Here is a 13,514-nt window from a genome sequence, read left to right on the forward strand (position 1 = left end):
GTTTAAACTCTGCGCTGAAATTTCTTTTTTTCATTGAGGCACCTGTAATGTTCTGAGATGAGCATATCACCTCTGTTCAGGTGGCCAAATTCAGTAAACCACTACAGATACCACCATCGCCGCCTTTCCATTCGCCATTTTTAAACTGGCTATCGTTCAGGGTCATAGCGATACGTTCACGCACATCTTTGAAGTTGTCCGTCACCTTATCGACATTGGCGCTATCAACTCCGTGTTGCTGCCCCCACGCCACCATCGTTTTAACTACGTTAGGATTAGTCTTAACAAGGGCCGATTTTCTCACCAGATCAAGGTTTTCATTCCCTTGCTGCTTGATACGAGACAAGACTCCTGCCCCGCCAGCTAATGCAGCAGTAGCCCCGATTAACCCAGAACCGCCGCCGATAATGCCGCTGATACCTTTTTCTTTAATACCCTTTGCAGCCCCTGCATAGTCGGTTTTCTTAGCATGTCTGATTGCTGCCGCCTGTGCTTGTGTGGATGCCGTCACTTTCGCTTGAAGAGCCGCCTCACGGCGCATAAGGGCGATTCTTTCACGAAGTTCATAGTTCATCTTCTGACTACTGATCTGACCGTTGCGGAATAGCTCGGTCTGTTGTTTGGCGAAGCGAGCAAATTCCAGTTGCTTTAGTGGGTCAACGCCGTACTTCCCAGCTATGCCTTTCATCTGGAGATTAGCACTACGAAACTTGAGATCGGCTGTCTCGTTTCGTTTGGCTATCTTCGCCGCTTCCCTGGCTTGCGCTTTCGCCGCTTTCTCAGCAATGCGCTGTTGCTTCAGGTCGTTAGAAGTCTTTGGTGTAGCCGCTTTAGCATCTGCCACCTGTTCACGCGCTTTCTGTCTACGTTGCTTTTGAGCCTGAAAACGAATCTTAGGGTTGGCGATTTTCTGGAAATGACGTTGCAGATCATCGGCGGCTTTTTTGGCCTGTGCAATGTCTTCCTTCGAAACTTTAAACTCTATGGTATTTACGATACGTGCCGTATTTATTTCAAGCATCGCCACCGCCTTTTTTACTTACCAGGTAATTGAGTGCATCAGATACACTCATTCCTCTGAAAATAAGTTGTCTTAAATGTGAATGACTCACATCAAGCGCTCTCGATACGGCTGCTAAATTGAGTATTTGCTCTGCACTTGTATCATTAAGTTGTAAATGTAGGCCTCGACTCTTTAGGATAATTTCCAATTTTATCTTTCCTCATTCTGGAAATAAAAAAGGGCGGGAACACTGGGGAGATTTGCGCTCTCTTAGTTCCCAACGTTCACACGCCCATTTAAAAGCTCTTCTGATATTTCAGACGTGAAGAGCTACCGTCTATCGCTCGTTATTCTGAGATGCTACCGAAGATGATCGCTTGTGGAATATTCACAATTGGCAGATAACTACATTCTGTCGCTATCTCAGGGAAGCCCCAACGCTGATCTACTACGACATACTGGTGATATAGCTCTGCACCTTTGCCCTGTGTGGCGTGGCGAACGCCGACACCGCTATGCAGGACGTAGGCATTTGATTCAGGTTTCATGGTTGGCAAACTAACGAAGCCATCAACCCCGATTTTGTCAGTGATTAGGCTATAGCCTGTCACATCGATCACGGTTACGCCGTTTAGCGTCCAGGTTTCAAAAGCAGGGTTTGCCCCTTTAGTGCGGGTGTAGAAGTTATCACCAGATTCCAGCGGCAGCGTATACACCATGAAGTCTTTCACGGACGGGTGATAGCGTAGCGCTACAGCTGCTTTACCGGAGGCCAGGATCACCGCACCTTGTTTAGCCTGTGCCAGCCCTGATCCCAGTTTCACATTCTGGATTCGTCCAATCTCGCTTAGTTGCTGGAATACGTTAGCGTCTGCGCTAATGTCCATCGTGTATGTGGTTTTAGCTTCGCCAGCAAGGAAATCTAAATTGCCCTGTCCGGCGTATTGTGACTGCACACGAAGCCCTAACAGCGCCTCTACAAGGTCAACCTCTACCGTGTTACTCACCTGTGCATACTGTGCGTCGCTAAAATCGTTGATAGCGAGGGTAATTTGATCAGCTGTGTCTACTGTTCCACGCGCTTTATATTGCTCAAGGTCACGAGAGGTGACAGAGTTAAGGGAGTTAGTATATTTAAGCTGATACAGCACATTGCTGAATTCTGGACGTTCTGCACTGTTCCAATCGCTTTGGGCGTAAGGCATCTTTTCAGGTGCAACGAGATTTTTCACATCGGTGATTTTCTCAAGAGCGATAGAGTTTACGTCGTGATGTTCAACACGGAATAACCCAAGATTAGTTACAATCTGGTTTAGTTGAGTAGAGAATGTAAACGGGCTGGCAAAATCGTACATGTTGCCAGAAAATAGATCTGAATAAGCCATTCTTATTATTTTCCTTGATTAGGTTGTGCGTAGCGCTACGGTGTCGTAGTCAGTGAAAGTAAAGCCAAGAGTTGCTAATTGTGCTTGAGCCAGAGATTTATCCAGGCTTCCAAATTCAACACCAACCAGGGCTAAAATAGTATGTTCTGGAGAAGCTACAATAAACGCTTTATCGCCAGCGCGTGCAGGTTCTACGACAACATACGCAATGTCACCAGGGGCGGCAGCTTTCGCGCCTGTAGCGTCTACAAGATCGCCAACAATAAGATCGGCAGGAATACCGGATTCCACACGGATCAGCTTATCCTGCATAATTGCATCAGATGCGTAAGCCACTACTTTATAACGGGCGTGGCTGTTATTCCCGTTCAGAGTTTGAAATGTTCCAAATTGCATTCGGTTATTTTCCTTTAGCTAATAGTTTTAATTTTTTCTCAAGCCCTGATGATGGGTGAGAACCTTCTTTTGATTTGGTGATGGTGGCGGTAGGCCAGAATTTTTCTGTAGCCTGTCGAATCTCTTCAACACTTACGCCTAATACATTCGCCGCTTGTTTCATCATCTTTTCAGACAGAACAAGAGATGCACCTTTGTGTGTAATCACACGATCATAATTCATAAGGAACATGAGATTTCCTTCGTTGTATTAACTATTTCGTTACGCATAAAGCGCAGAAGATTAAAAAGGGGCGATAAAGCCCCTGGAGAGTATGCCCTTGTTAGAAAGCATTGTTTAACGTCATTTTCGTTTCGGAGGATTATGATGTTAAAGAATGGTTTCTTTAAAAAAATGAAGGGCGCAACTGTTATGAATAACAGAAGAAGGATCGCCCGTCATTGCTCCCACTTCAAAACAGAAGCCCTTCTGTCATGGCGAGAAGTGGGAATGGAATCTCAATATCACCACTGGAATAGTAATAAGAGATTGCCAGCCTGAACGTAACTACCACTGACGGCATTTATTCAGTCTGACTACTTATAATCCTAACGGGGTTATAAGGTTTAGAGCAAAGAATTTGCTCTCTGAAAGAGAATGTGCGCGGTGATTGTCCGTTACCACCCGACACAAGTGGGAACGCCCGCGCCACCCTTTGGAACTAAACACAACAAAGGAATACAACCAGCTTTCAGAGAGAAAATTCAGATGGAGAGAGTGCCGCTATGGGAAACGGCATTCTCAGGGAGTGCGTATTGTTATACGAGGGTGAGTGATTCGAATACTCACCCTACAACTCTATTTTGACACAAATGGCACAATATGTCAAGACATTTCGTAACTTTTATGTTATAGCGCATTCTTCCGCGATCTGGATAGCAAGCTCTCCGAGTTCAACGGTGATGTGTTGCATAGCCAAGGCGAATTCCTCCATATCATTGGCAATGCGCCACGCCTGATCCACGGTGACGGTATCCCCGTTCATCTGCACCAGGTGCTCTACAGCAGCATACCAGTGTTCAAGGGCAGTGATTGCCTGTTCAGTGTATTGCACCGCCTCCAGGAGCGCGGAGGGCGTTCTCTCACGCCACGCCTTATTAACAAGCTGCATGGCTGGTAAATGCCAAATATCGTGGAAAGAGTTAATTAGGGTGTTCACGGTGTTCATAGTGTTAAGAGTCATAATGTTCCTTGGTATCAAATAGGGTGTCAAAGTCGCGGGTTAAATTGTTAAGGTGATTAACCGAAAGCCAGCCGCAATAATGTTCGTATGAGGAGAAATTAAGAATTTGCCATTTGTGGAGATTTGAAGAATCCACATTAAAGATTTTCATCTTCCTGGGTTTCCAGAATGCACCAGGGCAGCTATTGAGAATATCCTGTAATGCGCCCATCTCGTCAGGAGACATTGCAGGGCTATTCTCTTCAATTATTGTTGTTTGCCATTCACCAGGAACAGAATTGTATTCCTTCGAAAGGCGAGATAGATTTTGAAAATCAGATGTTCGTAATAATGATTGTGCGTTTCGTTCAAATTTTGTAACTACGTTACGTTTTCTTATTCCCATTCATTCCTCGTAGAGGGGGAAACTCCTTGTCTTGTCATAACGTGAACGCCATAGAATATGGTGAACCACCATAAAGCAGTTATCATAAAAGTTTCCCTATTGTGTGTTTTAGAAATTAGAGTAGATAAATTCTACATTGTCTCGTTCGATGTGTTTCAGCGTGAATGATAAATAGCTACTTTCATCATCTATCTCAATCACACCAATGTTGCGCAGCGCACGAAGCCAGAATCTGATCCCGTTATCACTTACACCGGATTTATCAGATAGCTCTCCGTAAGAAATTTTGGTCTTCCTTCCTTTCCAGAACCAGATAAGCGCATGATAAACACCATTCCCGCTATCGTTGATCTGTATCTGGTTTGTGTTGTTCAATTTTATGTATTGTATCAATTAGGCCTCCTGATTAGTTCCACTTTCGTTTGATTGTTGCTATTCCAACATTCATAACTTCTTGAGTTTGTTTCTGAGTAAGCCCATTGGCTTTATGTTTCTGCACTTCGGCACGGGTGTTGTCGCCTCTCGTTGTATCGCGTTTCTTTCTCACTTTCCCAAATTTCAGACATTCAATCTTTGCTCCAGGGAAATAATGCTCTTTGATGTATTCAGCAGTTGCCAGATCTGGCACTACGAACACCAGACAGTGATCAGTGTCAGCATTACGAATAGATGTACGGCTAATAAACTGGTAGCACCTTTCATAATTCATCGCGGAGCGTTGCTTCTGTTCAAATTCTTCAACATTCCAGCCGTTAAGCTCCGCATACTGCCGCCATTTACCTTGGAAATCTTTATCAAGATTACTGCAACCAAGAAACGCTGCATTATGTATGTGCTGGTAATGGTTCAGGCCATAGGAAGCCATTGAAACACGGATACCACGGGAAGCATCGGTAAGAATTTCATCCCCTATCGTAGTAAACTGACACAGGGATTTATCTCTGTTGGTAGCGAAGATAAATTCACCAGGCACGCGCTGGATAATTTCCTGTAGATGCTCCTGAAACACCTTCTGTAATGCTGTCAAGGTGCATCTGTTTTCACATACGGCGACCAGAGAGATCGGCACACGTTTATGTTTACGGCGCTCCTCTGGTGGTTGTAAATGTTCACCAGCTTCCTCTACTTCGTATTTCGCCAGATGTTCAGCAGCCCAGACAAACAAGCTCCGAGAAGAGCCAGCACCTAAGAGTGTAAATTGTTCAGCCCATTCTACAGATCTGATAATTGGTGATGCAGTGAAAGCAAACAGGTGTTTATTTTCTTCGTAGAGAAGTCCAGCACCTTGCATAATCGCCCAAAGTAGGCGCTTTAAATCCTGACCACTCGCCTGTTTTTCATGCCAGTATTTATAAAAATCCGTTTGGCAATCCTCACGCAGGAATAACAATCCGTCGCGCTCTTCCAGCCACTTTAGGAATGGGAAATTTTCTTCCGTCCGATCTGTATGCTGCACTTTGATGTAAGCGCCAAACATTGCATCAGGGATTTCATCAACAAAGATAGTGAAACTACGGAGAAGGTTTTGAAGTTCCGTTTCAAGCGCTGCGCGATAGCAGTAATGAATGAAACATTGATGTGTGCAGATAATCACCGAATGCTGGAAATCGTATTCCAGGGTGGAAATGAGGAGATTTACCGCTTCTGTTTCGGTGTCCACATGGAAACTCTTCACCCGTCTGTCTTTTAGTTCTTCCCTCACCTGTCCACATAATTCATGTGTTGGCATCACGAGAAGATAACGAGGGGGAATTGCTTCGGAGTTTGTTAATAAACTTGATTTGATGTAGTGCTGTAACGTGGTGGACTTTCCAGATCCGCAAATTGCATCAACGTAGGTTATTACTTTTCTTCTTTGGTTCATTGGTTTCCTCTTTGTTAAGGACTGTTGTTATTAATTCGCTCACCAGTGCGGCGGCGGCTTTATTTTCACGATTAGCCCGATTGATCAAAGCCTCGTAAGTTTCAGGGGTGAAGTTAATCTTCATTCTTTGGAATCCTTCTTAAATTCATCAAAACGGGATAGTGCTTCTTTAAACATCTGTTCACGTTCGAAATACTTTCGTTTTCTGGCTACGTACATAGATGCGTAGATTAAATCTCTTGTGGCTTTACCACTCACCAGTTCATAAAACACCTGGTCACTGCTGAAATACTTCATAGAAGATTGTCTCCTTATTCATTGTGGGGACTCACCTTGTCGGTGAGCTACAGACGCAGAAAAGCCCCCTCACCGAATGCCCAGGAGGAGGCTTAAAAGGAAATCTGTAGAGTGAATTGTTGTTCTGTTTCTTCAGAACATACCTAACTATAACATACAAACGAACGTTTTGTCAAGACATTTATTGATCTATTTCAATACCTTGCTAAATGTCAATGACATAATGTGCTTTATAGCAACATTAGTTAGTGGAAGTCAACAGGTTTTTATGGTAGTTTTGCCAACCTGAGAGAATGCTTCTACGATTGGCATCATTTCCGGCTCTTCATGCGAGTGAGCCGATCTTATGGCTGCGCCATCTGCACAATCAAGCTGATTACGAGGGTATCACGTAAGAGGGGGTATCATTTTAAATGATAAGCCCTTTTACATTTATTTTGATACCTTCGGAAAGTATAGGCTCACAATGAACCAGCGATCAGCGGGTGAATGTCGCATGAAAAAGTATCTGCTCATGATCATCCTGCACAATGATGTATGTTCGAGGAATACGAGAACATAAGAGAGATAATTAATAACCTTAATTTAATTAAGGGTAGTTAGTAGTTGGTTTGTGTCAGTGAGTGAAGCGAACATGACAAGTTTCTATACAGGAAAAATCTCTTCTCAACAATAACTTTCAGTAGAGGTTACTTTCCTGTATAGCTATCTTTCATGCGCGTGATCAGCGCATACCAAATTGTACAGTCCACTTTATGGAGAATTAACCCTACATCCCTCGTTTCACTCATGATTACGTGTTAATCGCGAATACTCGCCTCCATAGCGCCGGAAAAATCCCACGCTAAATACATTCTAAATACCAGGTATAGCGATGCTTATTCCATCCTAAATAACCAGCCTGTAACGCTCTCTGAGCGCCTTTCTCACTTTCAAAGTATCTTTCATCACTTATACGAAAGCCTTGCGCCGTGCGGCTCACAGCGATCATTGTCCACAATGTACACTTTCATGGTAGGTGCAATGTGCTTAAAGACTTTTTATGTTTTATCAAATTTATTTGAATATCGATTATCCATGCCGAAACCCGCCAATTAGTTAGCATTCTAATCATTTCCTGATGCAATCATATTCAGGTGAGAATAAATCTCATTTACCGTGCAATCTCTCTACCTCAAGGTTCTGTAGAAATGTGAGATAGAATACCTAACCTATTGATTTATTTGATACGCTACGCTTTATCTTCGCCCTTCGCCTCTCTGGTATGCAATGAATCTGCATAAACCGTGCATAGCCTCGCCAGGATTTGGCAACGTTCAAACATCTGTTTAGACTTGCCAACATTATGATTTTGTTCAAGATATTCCGAAATTGTTCGAATTTCAAACAGGAGTCCGTGCTTTTTCGCGTTCAGTAGTGCTGGAAATGGCGCAACCTTCCACCACTCCGTCAAAAAAATGTGAGATTGAATAGTTGTAACTTGCTGAAAATGATCATAATCTTATTTCACAGTTTCAAGATTTACGGAGATAAGCAGATGGCGACCACGAAGATAATCACCCAGGCAGAGGCTTTTAAGCTGATTAACTGGCTTGAAAGTCATAACAAACAGCTATTCGCAGACGTAGCGGTAACAATGGCCTCTTTATGCTTACGTGTCGGGGATACGGTGAATTTAAAGTTCACCCAGTTCAAGGAAGGAAATACGCTGGAAGTGCTGGAGAGTAAGACGTGCAAGAAGAAAGAAATCATCGTCCCTGCGAAGGTGTGGGAGATTGTAGAACGTCGCCGCCAGGCATTCCCGAAAGACGAATATGTTTTTACGTCACACAGCAATCGTGCATCAGGAAAAGCCCCTGTCAGCCGTGAACAGGTGAACCGTGAGATCAAACAGGCTGCGGAGAATGTGGGGATCAAAGGAACAGTAGGATGCCATTCTTTTCGCAAGTTTTCTGCCACACAGGTGTGGGAGAAGTCTAACGGGAATTTGGCTTTAGCAATGAAAGCGCTGAACCACTCAGATCCCAAAGTCACCATGAACTATTTGAAAATTGACGTTAAGAGCGTGGGCGCTGCCCTTGCAAACATTTGGGAGTGAGCAATATGAAACGCTTGATTGTACTGCCGCTGGCGCTCATGAGACTGAAAGGTTAACGCAAGGCGCACCAGAGCATTTGGAAAGCAATCAGAACACACCAGCAGTGAGGGTGCACTTGGTAAACTTGTAGTGATCATAAGTGAACTCACAGTACACATTACCCACACCTTGCAGAGATACATCCCCCTGATACTTTCTCTCTCGTGTGTCGGGATCAAATTGGTTGAGGTAAAACTCCCCAAACATACTAAAAAACTTCTTCGCCCCAAATCTGCTCACACGAAGTTCGAAACTATCTATATAACCAGATGAACGCATCTCGACGGCAATAATACGCGCGATGGCAATCGCCTCCTGTTTACTTAACCAGTTATTCACAAACAAGAACACAATAAAAGAGCAACCTAATGTTTCAGGTAATGCCAAGATAGAAACAATTAACATTATCACGCGCAGCAACTATTATTCCTTCTTTCAAGAATCAGACAGAAATCATTAAGAAAACTCTTAAAGTTTTTGAGGCTATATTTTAAGTTAGCAATCTTACCGCAACAACTTAACACAAAAACTCTTGGTAGGGATGATCCTTGATGCGTAAAAGTTTATTGATGTTGTTAGCTTCTTCTCTGCTTCTGTCTGGGTGTGCTGTATAGAAACAACAGGTTCTAACTGGTGGTAGCAAGTCTGATGGGACTGTAAAAACGAGTTATTCTTTCGGGATGTTCGCCCCCCTAAAGTGAACGTCCAGCAAGGCGCTCAAGCAGCAGCACAGCGTTGCGCTGCATGTGGCTATTCTGGTGCTGAGCCTTTCGGCGGTTATACTTCAGTTTGTTCTCAACCATCCTCAAGCGGATGTATGGAAACACTGGTCTCAATGGAGTATCAATGTACTGGCGATATTAAAAAATAAAATAAAGGGGACATCGCCCCCTTATGCCCTTGCCAACCATTTTGTAGGGATCTCTTCCCACTTTTTGCTTACTTCATCAAAGAAGAACACATCATCAATGCCATGCTCAAGGAGGTTAACTGTCTGAGTAGCTGTCGGTATATTCAAATCTTCAACAAGCGCTGACAACACGGTATTGATTTGATCACATCCGTCCCATTCAATAATTTTCTCTTTATGTTTTCCATGAAACCCATAGTGGATACGTAACTGCTTATTGGTCATTACCATCCCCCTACTGTTAGTATTATCCTGATACATTGACTCAACAAAATCTCGTTGCTCTCCAGTCAAGGTGAGTGTCTCCAAAGAAAGAGCCCACTAAATTGTGCAACTAATAGATTTTAGACGATATAAGCCATTTAGCACCGTGATGGGTAGCTTAAAACATGTTGTTAGCCGTTCGCGCCAGCTTGATTTCCTCTCGCTCTTCCTGCTTCTTAGCAAGCCAAGCTTTACCTTCTGGCGTAGCAAGGAATTTACGAGCGTGAATCTTACGGTTGTTGCGCTTAGTGGCTGCCTTATTCGTGGCTTTTGACATGATATCACCTCCGCTGAATCTGCCAGCGCTCAACGTACAGCAGAGAGACAGTACAACGAAAGTTACAATGGTGCAGATAATGGATGACCATTACGTGCCGTGTTGGGCACATAAGAAAAGGCGGCGCGTAGCGCTTCCGCAGGGTGTAATCCCTTCGCAGGGAGGATAAAGCCTTAGCACGTTCTCTTATCAGGTGATCGTTATACTCCGGTGATCGAAACCGTGGCAGAGCCGGATTCTTTCCCGATCCGGTTAGTCTTCCCAACATTACGCCTGTTTATTCTCTGCAACGTCATCTCGACGTGTAGCATCATTGAGCGCCGCACGAAGCGCGGAACGTATCGCTAAGGGTTCAAGTGATGTGTTTAGAGAGTCCGGCAACTCTTTTAGCTTCAAGGGATGGCATAATTTCTAATGCTGTTCGGGCTTGAGCCTGGTAACTACCCGCCAGTACGTTGTACAATACTTGAGCCGATACAACGCAAAGGCGTTTACCAGTGCTAACAGACGTTAGAACAGAAGTTACAAACCGTTAGATAAACATGCTAAAGAATGCTGTTTTTACGGGATTTTCTGTTGATGGTGCCGATAATAGGAGTCGAACCTACGACCTTCGCATTACGAATGCGCTGCTCTACCAACTGAGCTATATCGGCCCTGAGAGACCGGTTACGAGCGTAACCACGGGGCAAAAGAGTAGATCTAACGGGGTGATGCGTCAATGCCCTTTTGAATCAAACGGCTATTTTTGCATCACCCGCGATTATTTACGCACGAATGGTATCATCACCGAAGCCGATCCACTTGTAGGTGGTCAGTGCTTCCAGCCCCATCGGACCGCGGGCATGCAGCTTCTGAGTGCTCACAGCCACCTCTGCACCCAGACCAAACTGGCCGCCGTCGGTGAAGCGCGTCGAGGCATTCACGTAAACCGCAGACGAATCCACTTCATTCACAAACCGATCGGCATTGCGCAGGGTGCGCGTCAGGATCGCATCAGAATGCTGGGTGCCGTGTTCACGAATGTGCGCAATAGCGTCATCGAGATCCGCAACTACCTTCACGTTCAGATCCAGCGACAAATACTCATCGTCGTACTGCTCCGCGTTAACCGGAACGACCTTTGCCGGACCGTCTTTCAGCAGGGCGAGAGCCTTCTCGTCCGCATGCAGCGTGACGCCACTTTCCGCCATCTGCTTGCTCAGCGCTGGCAGGAAGGTACTGGCGATGCCCTGATGCACCAGCAGCGTTTCCACCGTATTACAGGTGCTTGGACGCTGAGTTTTAGCGTTGACGATAATCTTCAGTGCAGGTTCGATCTCCGCGGTGTCATCCACCACGATATGGCATACGCCGATACCGCCGGTAATGACCGGAATGGTGGAATGCTCACGGCACAGCTTGTGCAGGCCCGCGCCGCCGCGTGGGATGAGCATGTCGATGTGTTTGTCCATGCGCAGCATCTCGTTGACCAGCGCGCGGTCGGGGCTTTCAATCGCCTGCACGGCAGCCGCCGGTAAGCCGCACTCTTCCAGCGCCTGCTGAATGACGTTTACCGTCGCGGCGTTGGTGCGCCAGGTCTCTTTCCCGCCGCGCAGAATGGCGGCGTTACCGGTTTTCAGGCACAGGGAGGCAACATCCACCGTCACGTTTGGACGCGCTTCATAAATCACGCCGATAACGCCGAGCGGCACACGGCGACGCTCCAGACGTAACCCGCTGTCGAGCACGCCACCGTCAATCACCTGCCCTACCGGATCTGCGAGGTTGCACACCTGACGGACGTCGTCGGCGATACCTTTCAGACGCGCCGGGGTTAGCGCCAGGCGGTCGAGCATCGCTTCGCTCAAGCCGTTGCGGCGCGCTTCCAGCAGATCCTGCTCGTTGGCGAGCAAAATTTCCTGCGACTGGGATTCCAGATAATCAGCGATTTTTTCCAGCACGCGGTTTTTCTCGCGGCTGGAAAGGAGCGCCAGTTTATACGAGGCGGCTTTCGCGGCTGCGCCCATTTGTTCCAGCATGTTCTGGCTCCTTAACGAATAATCATGTCGTCGCGATGCACAGCAACCGGGCCATATTCATAGCCCAGGATGGCGTCGATCTGCTGGGAGTGGTGACCCGCAATCCGACGCAGCGCGTCGCTGTTATAACGACTGACGCCATGAGCGATGTCGCGACCTTCAAGGTTACGGATTCGGATCACTTCACCACGCGAGAAGTTGCCTGTCACGCTTTTAATTCCTTTTGGAAGCAACGAGCTTCCTCTTTCCAGAATAGCGGCGGTCGCGCCTTCATCCACGGTCAATTCACCAGCCGGGGGCGCGCCAAAGATCCAGCGCTTGCGGTTTTCCAGCGGGGAGTCCTGGGCGTGGAAGCGTGTGCCCACAGAGATGCCTTCCATCACATCACCTATCACGCCCGGACGGCTGCCCGCGGCAATGATGGTGTCGATACCGGCCCGGCACGCCACGTCCGCAGCCTGGAGCTTGGTGCCCATACCGCCTGTCCCAAGACCAGAAACGCTGTCTCCCGCAATGGCACGCAGCGCATCGTCAATGCCGTGAACGTCTTTGATCAGTTCTGCCTGTGGATTGGAACGCGGGTCAGCGGTAAACAGCCCCTGCTGATCGGTCAGAAGCAGCAGCTTATCGGCCCCTGCCAGGATCGCCGCCAGCGCAGAGAGGTTATCGTTGTCGCCTACTTTGATTTCAGCGGTGGCAACAGCGTCGTTTTCGTTGATGACCGGAACGATATGGTTATCCAGCAGCGCGCGCAGCGTATCGCGGGCGTTCAGGAAACGTTCCCTGTCTTCCATATCCGCACGCGTCAGCAGCATCTGCCCAACGTGAATGCCATAAATGGAGAACAGTTGTTCCCAGAGCTGTATGAGTCGGCTTTGTCCTACGGCGGCCAGCAGCTGTTTGGAGGCGATCGTCGCGGGGAGCTCGGGGTAGCCCAGGTGTTCACGCCCGGCGGCAATCGCCCCGGAGGTCACAATCACAATACGATGCCCTGCGGCATGCAACTGAGCGCACTGACGTACAAGCTCAACGATATGGGCACGATTAAGGCGGCGCGATCCGCCTGTTAACACACTGGTACCGAGTTTTACCACCAGCGTCTGGCTGTCACTCATGATTCTCTGCCGTTCAACAATAAGGGAAAATGATGTCAGTCAGACGTTTTAACAGGTGTCAGCCCCGTTGCCAACTGCCTTAGCACATCACCCGTCACTTTGTTGCGCGGGATCAGGAAGCGTAGCGGCAGATTTTGACAATTTTATTACCGAAAAATTAAAACATACTTTTTTAGACATATTCTTACTTTGTCATAAAACGTTCACCCACTAACGATAAAACCCTTCCTGTTTTTC

At 46.6% G+C, this 13,514-nt stretch carries 16 protein-coding genes and 1 tRNA gene; 2 read left to right on the top strand and 15 right to left on the bottom strand.

The genetic code is table 11. The features are described 5' to 3' along the window. Positions 1-76: 76 nt before the first annotated feature. The 9 genes from ACOTZP_RS21480 to ACOTZP_RS21520 form a co-directional block, all read right to left on the bottom strand. Positions 77-1,021 carry a hypothetical protein gene (locus ACOTZP_RS21480; RefSeq protein ID WP_421633781.1) on the bottom strand — a complete coding sequence of 315 codons (945 nt, stop codon included), beginning with the start codon at positions 1,019-1,021 and terminating at the stop codon, positions 77-79. Positions 1,022-1,350: 329 nt separating this feature from the next. Continuing rightward, the gene (locus ACOTZP_RS21485; protein WP_271075026.1) at positions 1,351-2,388 is read right to left on the bottom strand and encodes a major capsid protein E; all 1,038 of its coding nucleotides are present in this window, start codon (positions 2,386-2,388) and stop codon (positions 1,351-1,353) included. Positions 2,389-2,406: 18 nt separating this feature from the next. Then, positions 2,407-2,784 (bottom strand): hypothetical protein, encoded by a 378-nt coding sequence (locus ACOTZP_RS21490; RefSeq protein ID WP_040117153.1) that lies wholly within the window; start codon positions 2,782-2,784, stop codon positions 2,407-2,409. A 4-nt stretch (positions 2,785-2,788) separates the two neighbouring features. Beyond that, on the bottom strand, positions 2,789-3,016 hold the full coding sequence (locus ACOTZP_RS21495; RefSeq protein WP_253161899.1) for a hypothetical protein: 228 nt from the start codon (positions 3,014-3,016) through the stop codon (positions 2,789-2,791). Between the two features lie 652 nt (positions 3,017-3,668). Beyond that, entirely contained in the window at positions 3,669-4,007 is a 339-nt protein-coding gene (locus ACOTZP_RS21500; protein WP_271075027.1) for a hypothetical protein, read from the bottom strand. Further along, positions 3,997-4,392, bottom strand: a complete 396-nt coding sequence (locus ACOTZP_RS21505; RefSeq protein ID WP_271075028.1) for a hypothetical protein — start codon at positions 4,390-4,392, stop codon at positions 3,997-3,999. Before ACOTZP_RS21505 ends, ACOTZP_RS21500 begins: the two co-directional genes overlap by 11 nt. A gap of 406 nt (positions 4,393-4,798) precedes the next feature. Beyond that, complete coding sequence (locus ACOTZP_RS21510; protein WP_271086625.1) at positions 4,799-6,256, bottom strand: hypothetical protein; 1,458 nt, start codon at positions 6,254-6,256, stop codon at positions 4,799-4,801. Then, the gene (locus ACOTZP_RS21515; protein WP_045898209.1) at positions 6,222-6,380 is read right to left on the bottom strand and encodes a hypothetical protein; all 159 of its coding nucleotides are present in this window, start codon (positions 6,378-6,380) and stop codon (positions 6,222-6,224) included. Before ACOTZP_RS21515 ends, ACOTZP_RS21510 begins: the two co-directional genes overlap by 35 nt. Beyond that, positions 6,377-6,553 carry a hypothetical protein gene (locus ACOTZP_RS21520; RefSeq protein ID WP_013098603.1) on the bottom strand — a complete coding sequence of 59 codons (177 nt, stop codon included), beginning with the start codon at positions 6,551-6,553 and terminating at the stop codon, positions 6,377-6,379. The genes ACOTZP_RS21515 and ACOTZP_RS21520 overlap by 4 nt, the downstream gene beginning before the upstream one ends. Positions 6,554-8,090: 1,537 nt before the next feature. Here ACOTZP_RS21520 and ACOTZP_RS21525 point away from each other — a divergent pair. After that, complete coding sequence (locus ACOTZP_RS21525; RefSeq protein WP_023303153.1) at positions 8,091-8,651, top strand: tyrosine-type recombinase/integrase; 561 nt, start codon at positions 8,091-8,093, stop codon at positions 8,649-8,651. Between the two features lie 87 nt (positions 8,652-8,738). Here ACOTZP_RS21525 and ACOTZP_RS21530 read toward each other — a convergent pair whose 3' ends face one another. Next, entirely contained in the window at positions 8,739-9,110 is a 372-nt protein-coding gene (locus tag ACOTZP_RS21530) for a hypothetical protein (RefSeq protein WP_023303152.1), read from the bottom strand. A 277-nt stretch (positions 9,111-9,387) separates the two neighbouring features. On the opposite strand from ACOTZP_RS21530, the gene yecR reads away from it, so the two are divergent. After that, a complete protein-coding gene (yecR, locus tag ACOTZP_RS21535; protein ID WP_229692708.1) occupies positions 9,388-9,561 on the top strand; it encodes a YecR family lipoprotein in 174 nt (57 codons plus the stop codon). A 21-nt stretch (positions 9,562-9,582) separates the two neighbouring features. On the opposite strand, the gene ACOTZP_RS21540 is transcribed toward yecR, so the two are convergent. The 5 genes from ACOTZP_RS21540 to proB all read right to left on the bottom strand — a co-directional run bounded on the left by ACOTZP_RS21540 (position 9,583) and on the right by proB (position 13,277). Continuing rightward, positions 9,583-9,825, bottom strand: coding sequence for a hypothetical protein (locus ACOTZP_RS21540; RefSeq protein WP_023303151.1), 243 nt, complete (start codon positions 9,823-9,825; stop codon positions 9,583-9,585). 157 nt (positions 9,826-9,982) lie between these two features. Further along, positions 9,983-10,141, bottom strand: a complete 159-nt coding sequence (locus tag ACOTZP_RS21545; protein ID WP_023303150.1) for a hypothetical protein — start codon at positions 10,139-10,141, stop codon at positions 9,983-9,985. Positions 10,142-10,721: 580 nt separating this feature from the next. After that, a tRNA-Thr gene (locus tag ACOTZP_RS21550) sits at positions 10,722-10,797 on the bottom strand. Between the two features lie 111 nt (positions 10,798-10,908). Next, positions 10,909-12,162, bottom strand: a complete 1,254-nt coding sequence (proA, locus tag ACOTZP_RS21555; protein ID WP_022647151.1) for a glutamate-5-semialdehyde dehydrogenase — start codon at positions 12,160-12,162, stop codon at positions 10,909-10,911. Positions 12,163-12,173: 11 nt separating this feature from the next. Next, positions 12,174-13,277, bottom strand: coding sequence for a glutamate 5-kinase (gene proB, locus ACOTZP_RS21560; protein ID WP_126504231.1), 1,104 nt, complete (start codon positions 13,275-13,277; stop codon positions 12,174-12,176). Positions 13,278-13,514: the final 237 nt, after the last annotated feature.

The sequence above is a fragment of the Enterobacter cloacae complex sp. SYL001 genome (assembly GCF_049237025.1).
Taxonomy (GTDB): Bacteria; Pseudomonadota; Gammaproteobacteria; order Enterobacterales; family Enterobacteriaceae; genus Enterobacter; species Enterobacter intestinihominis.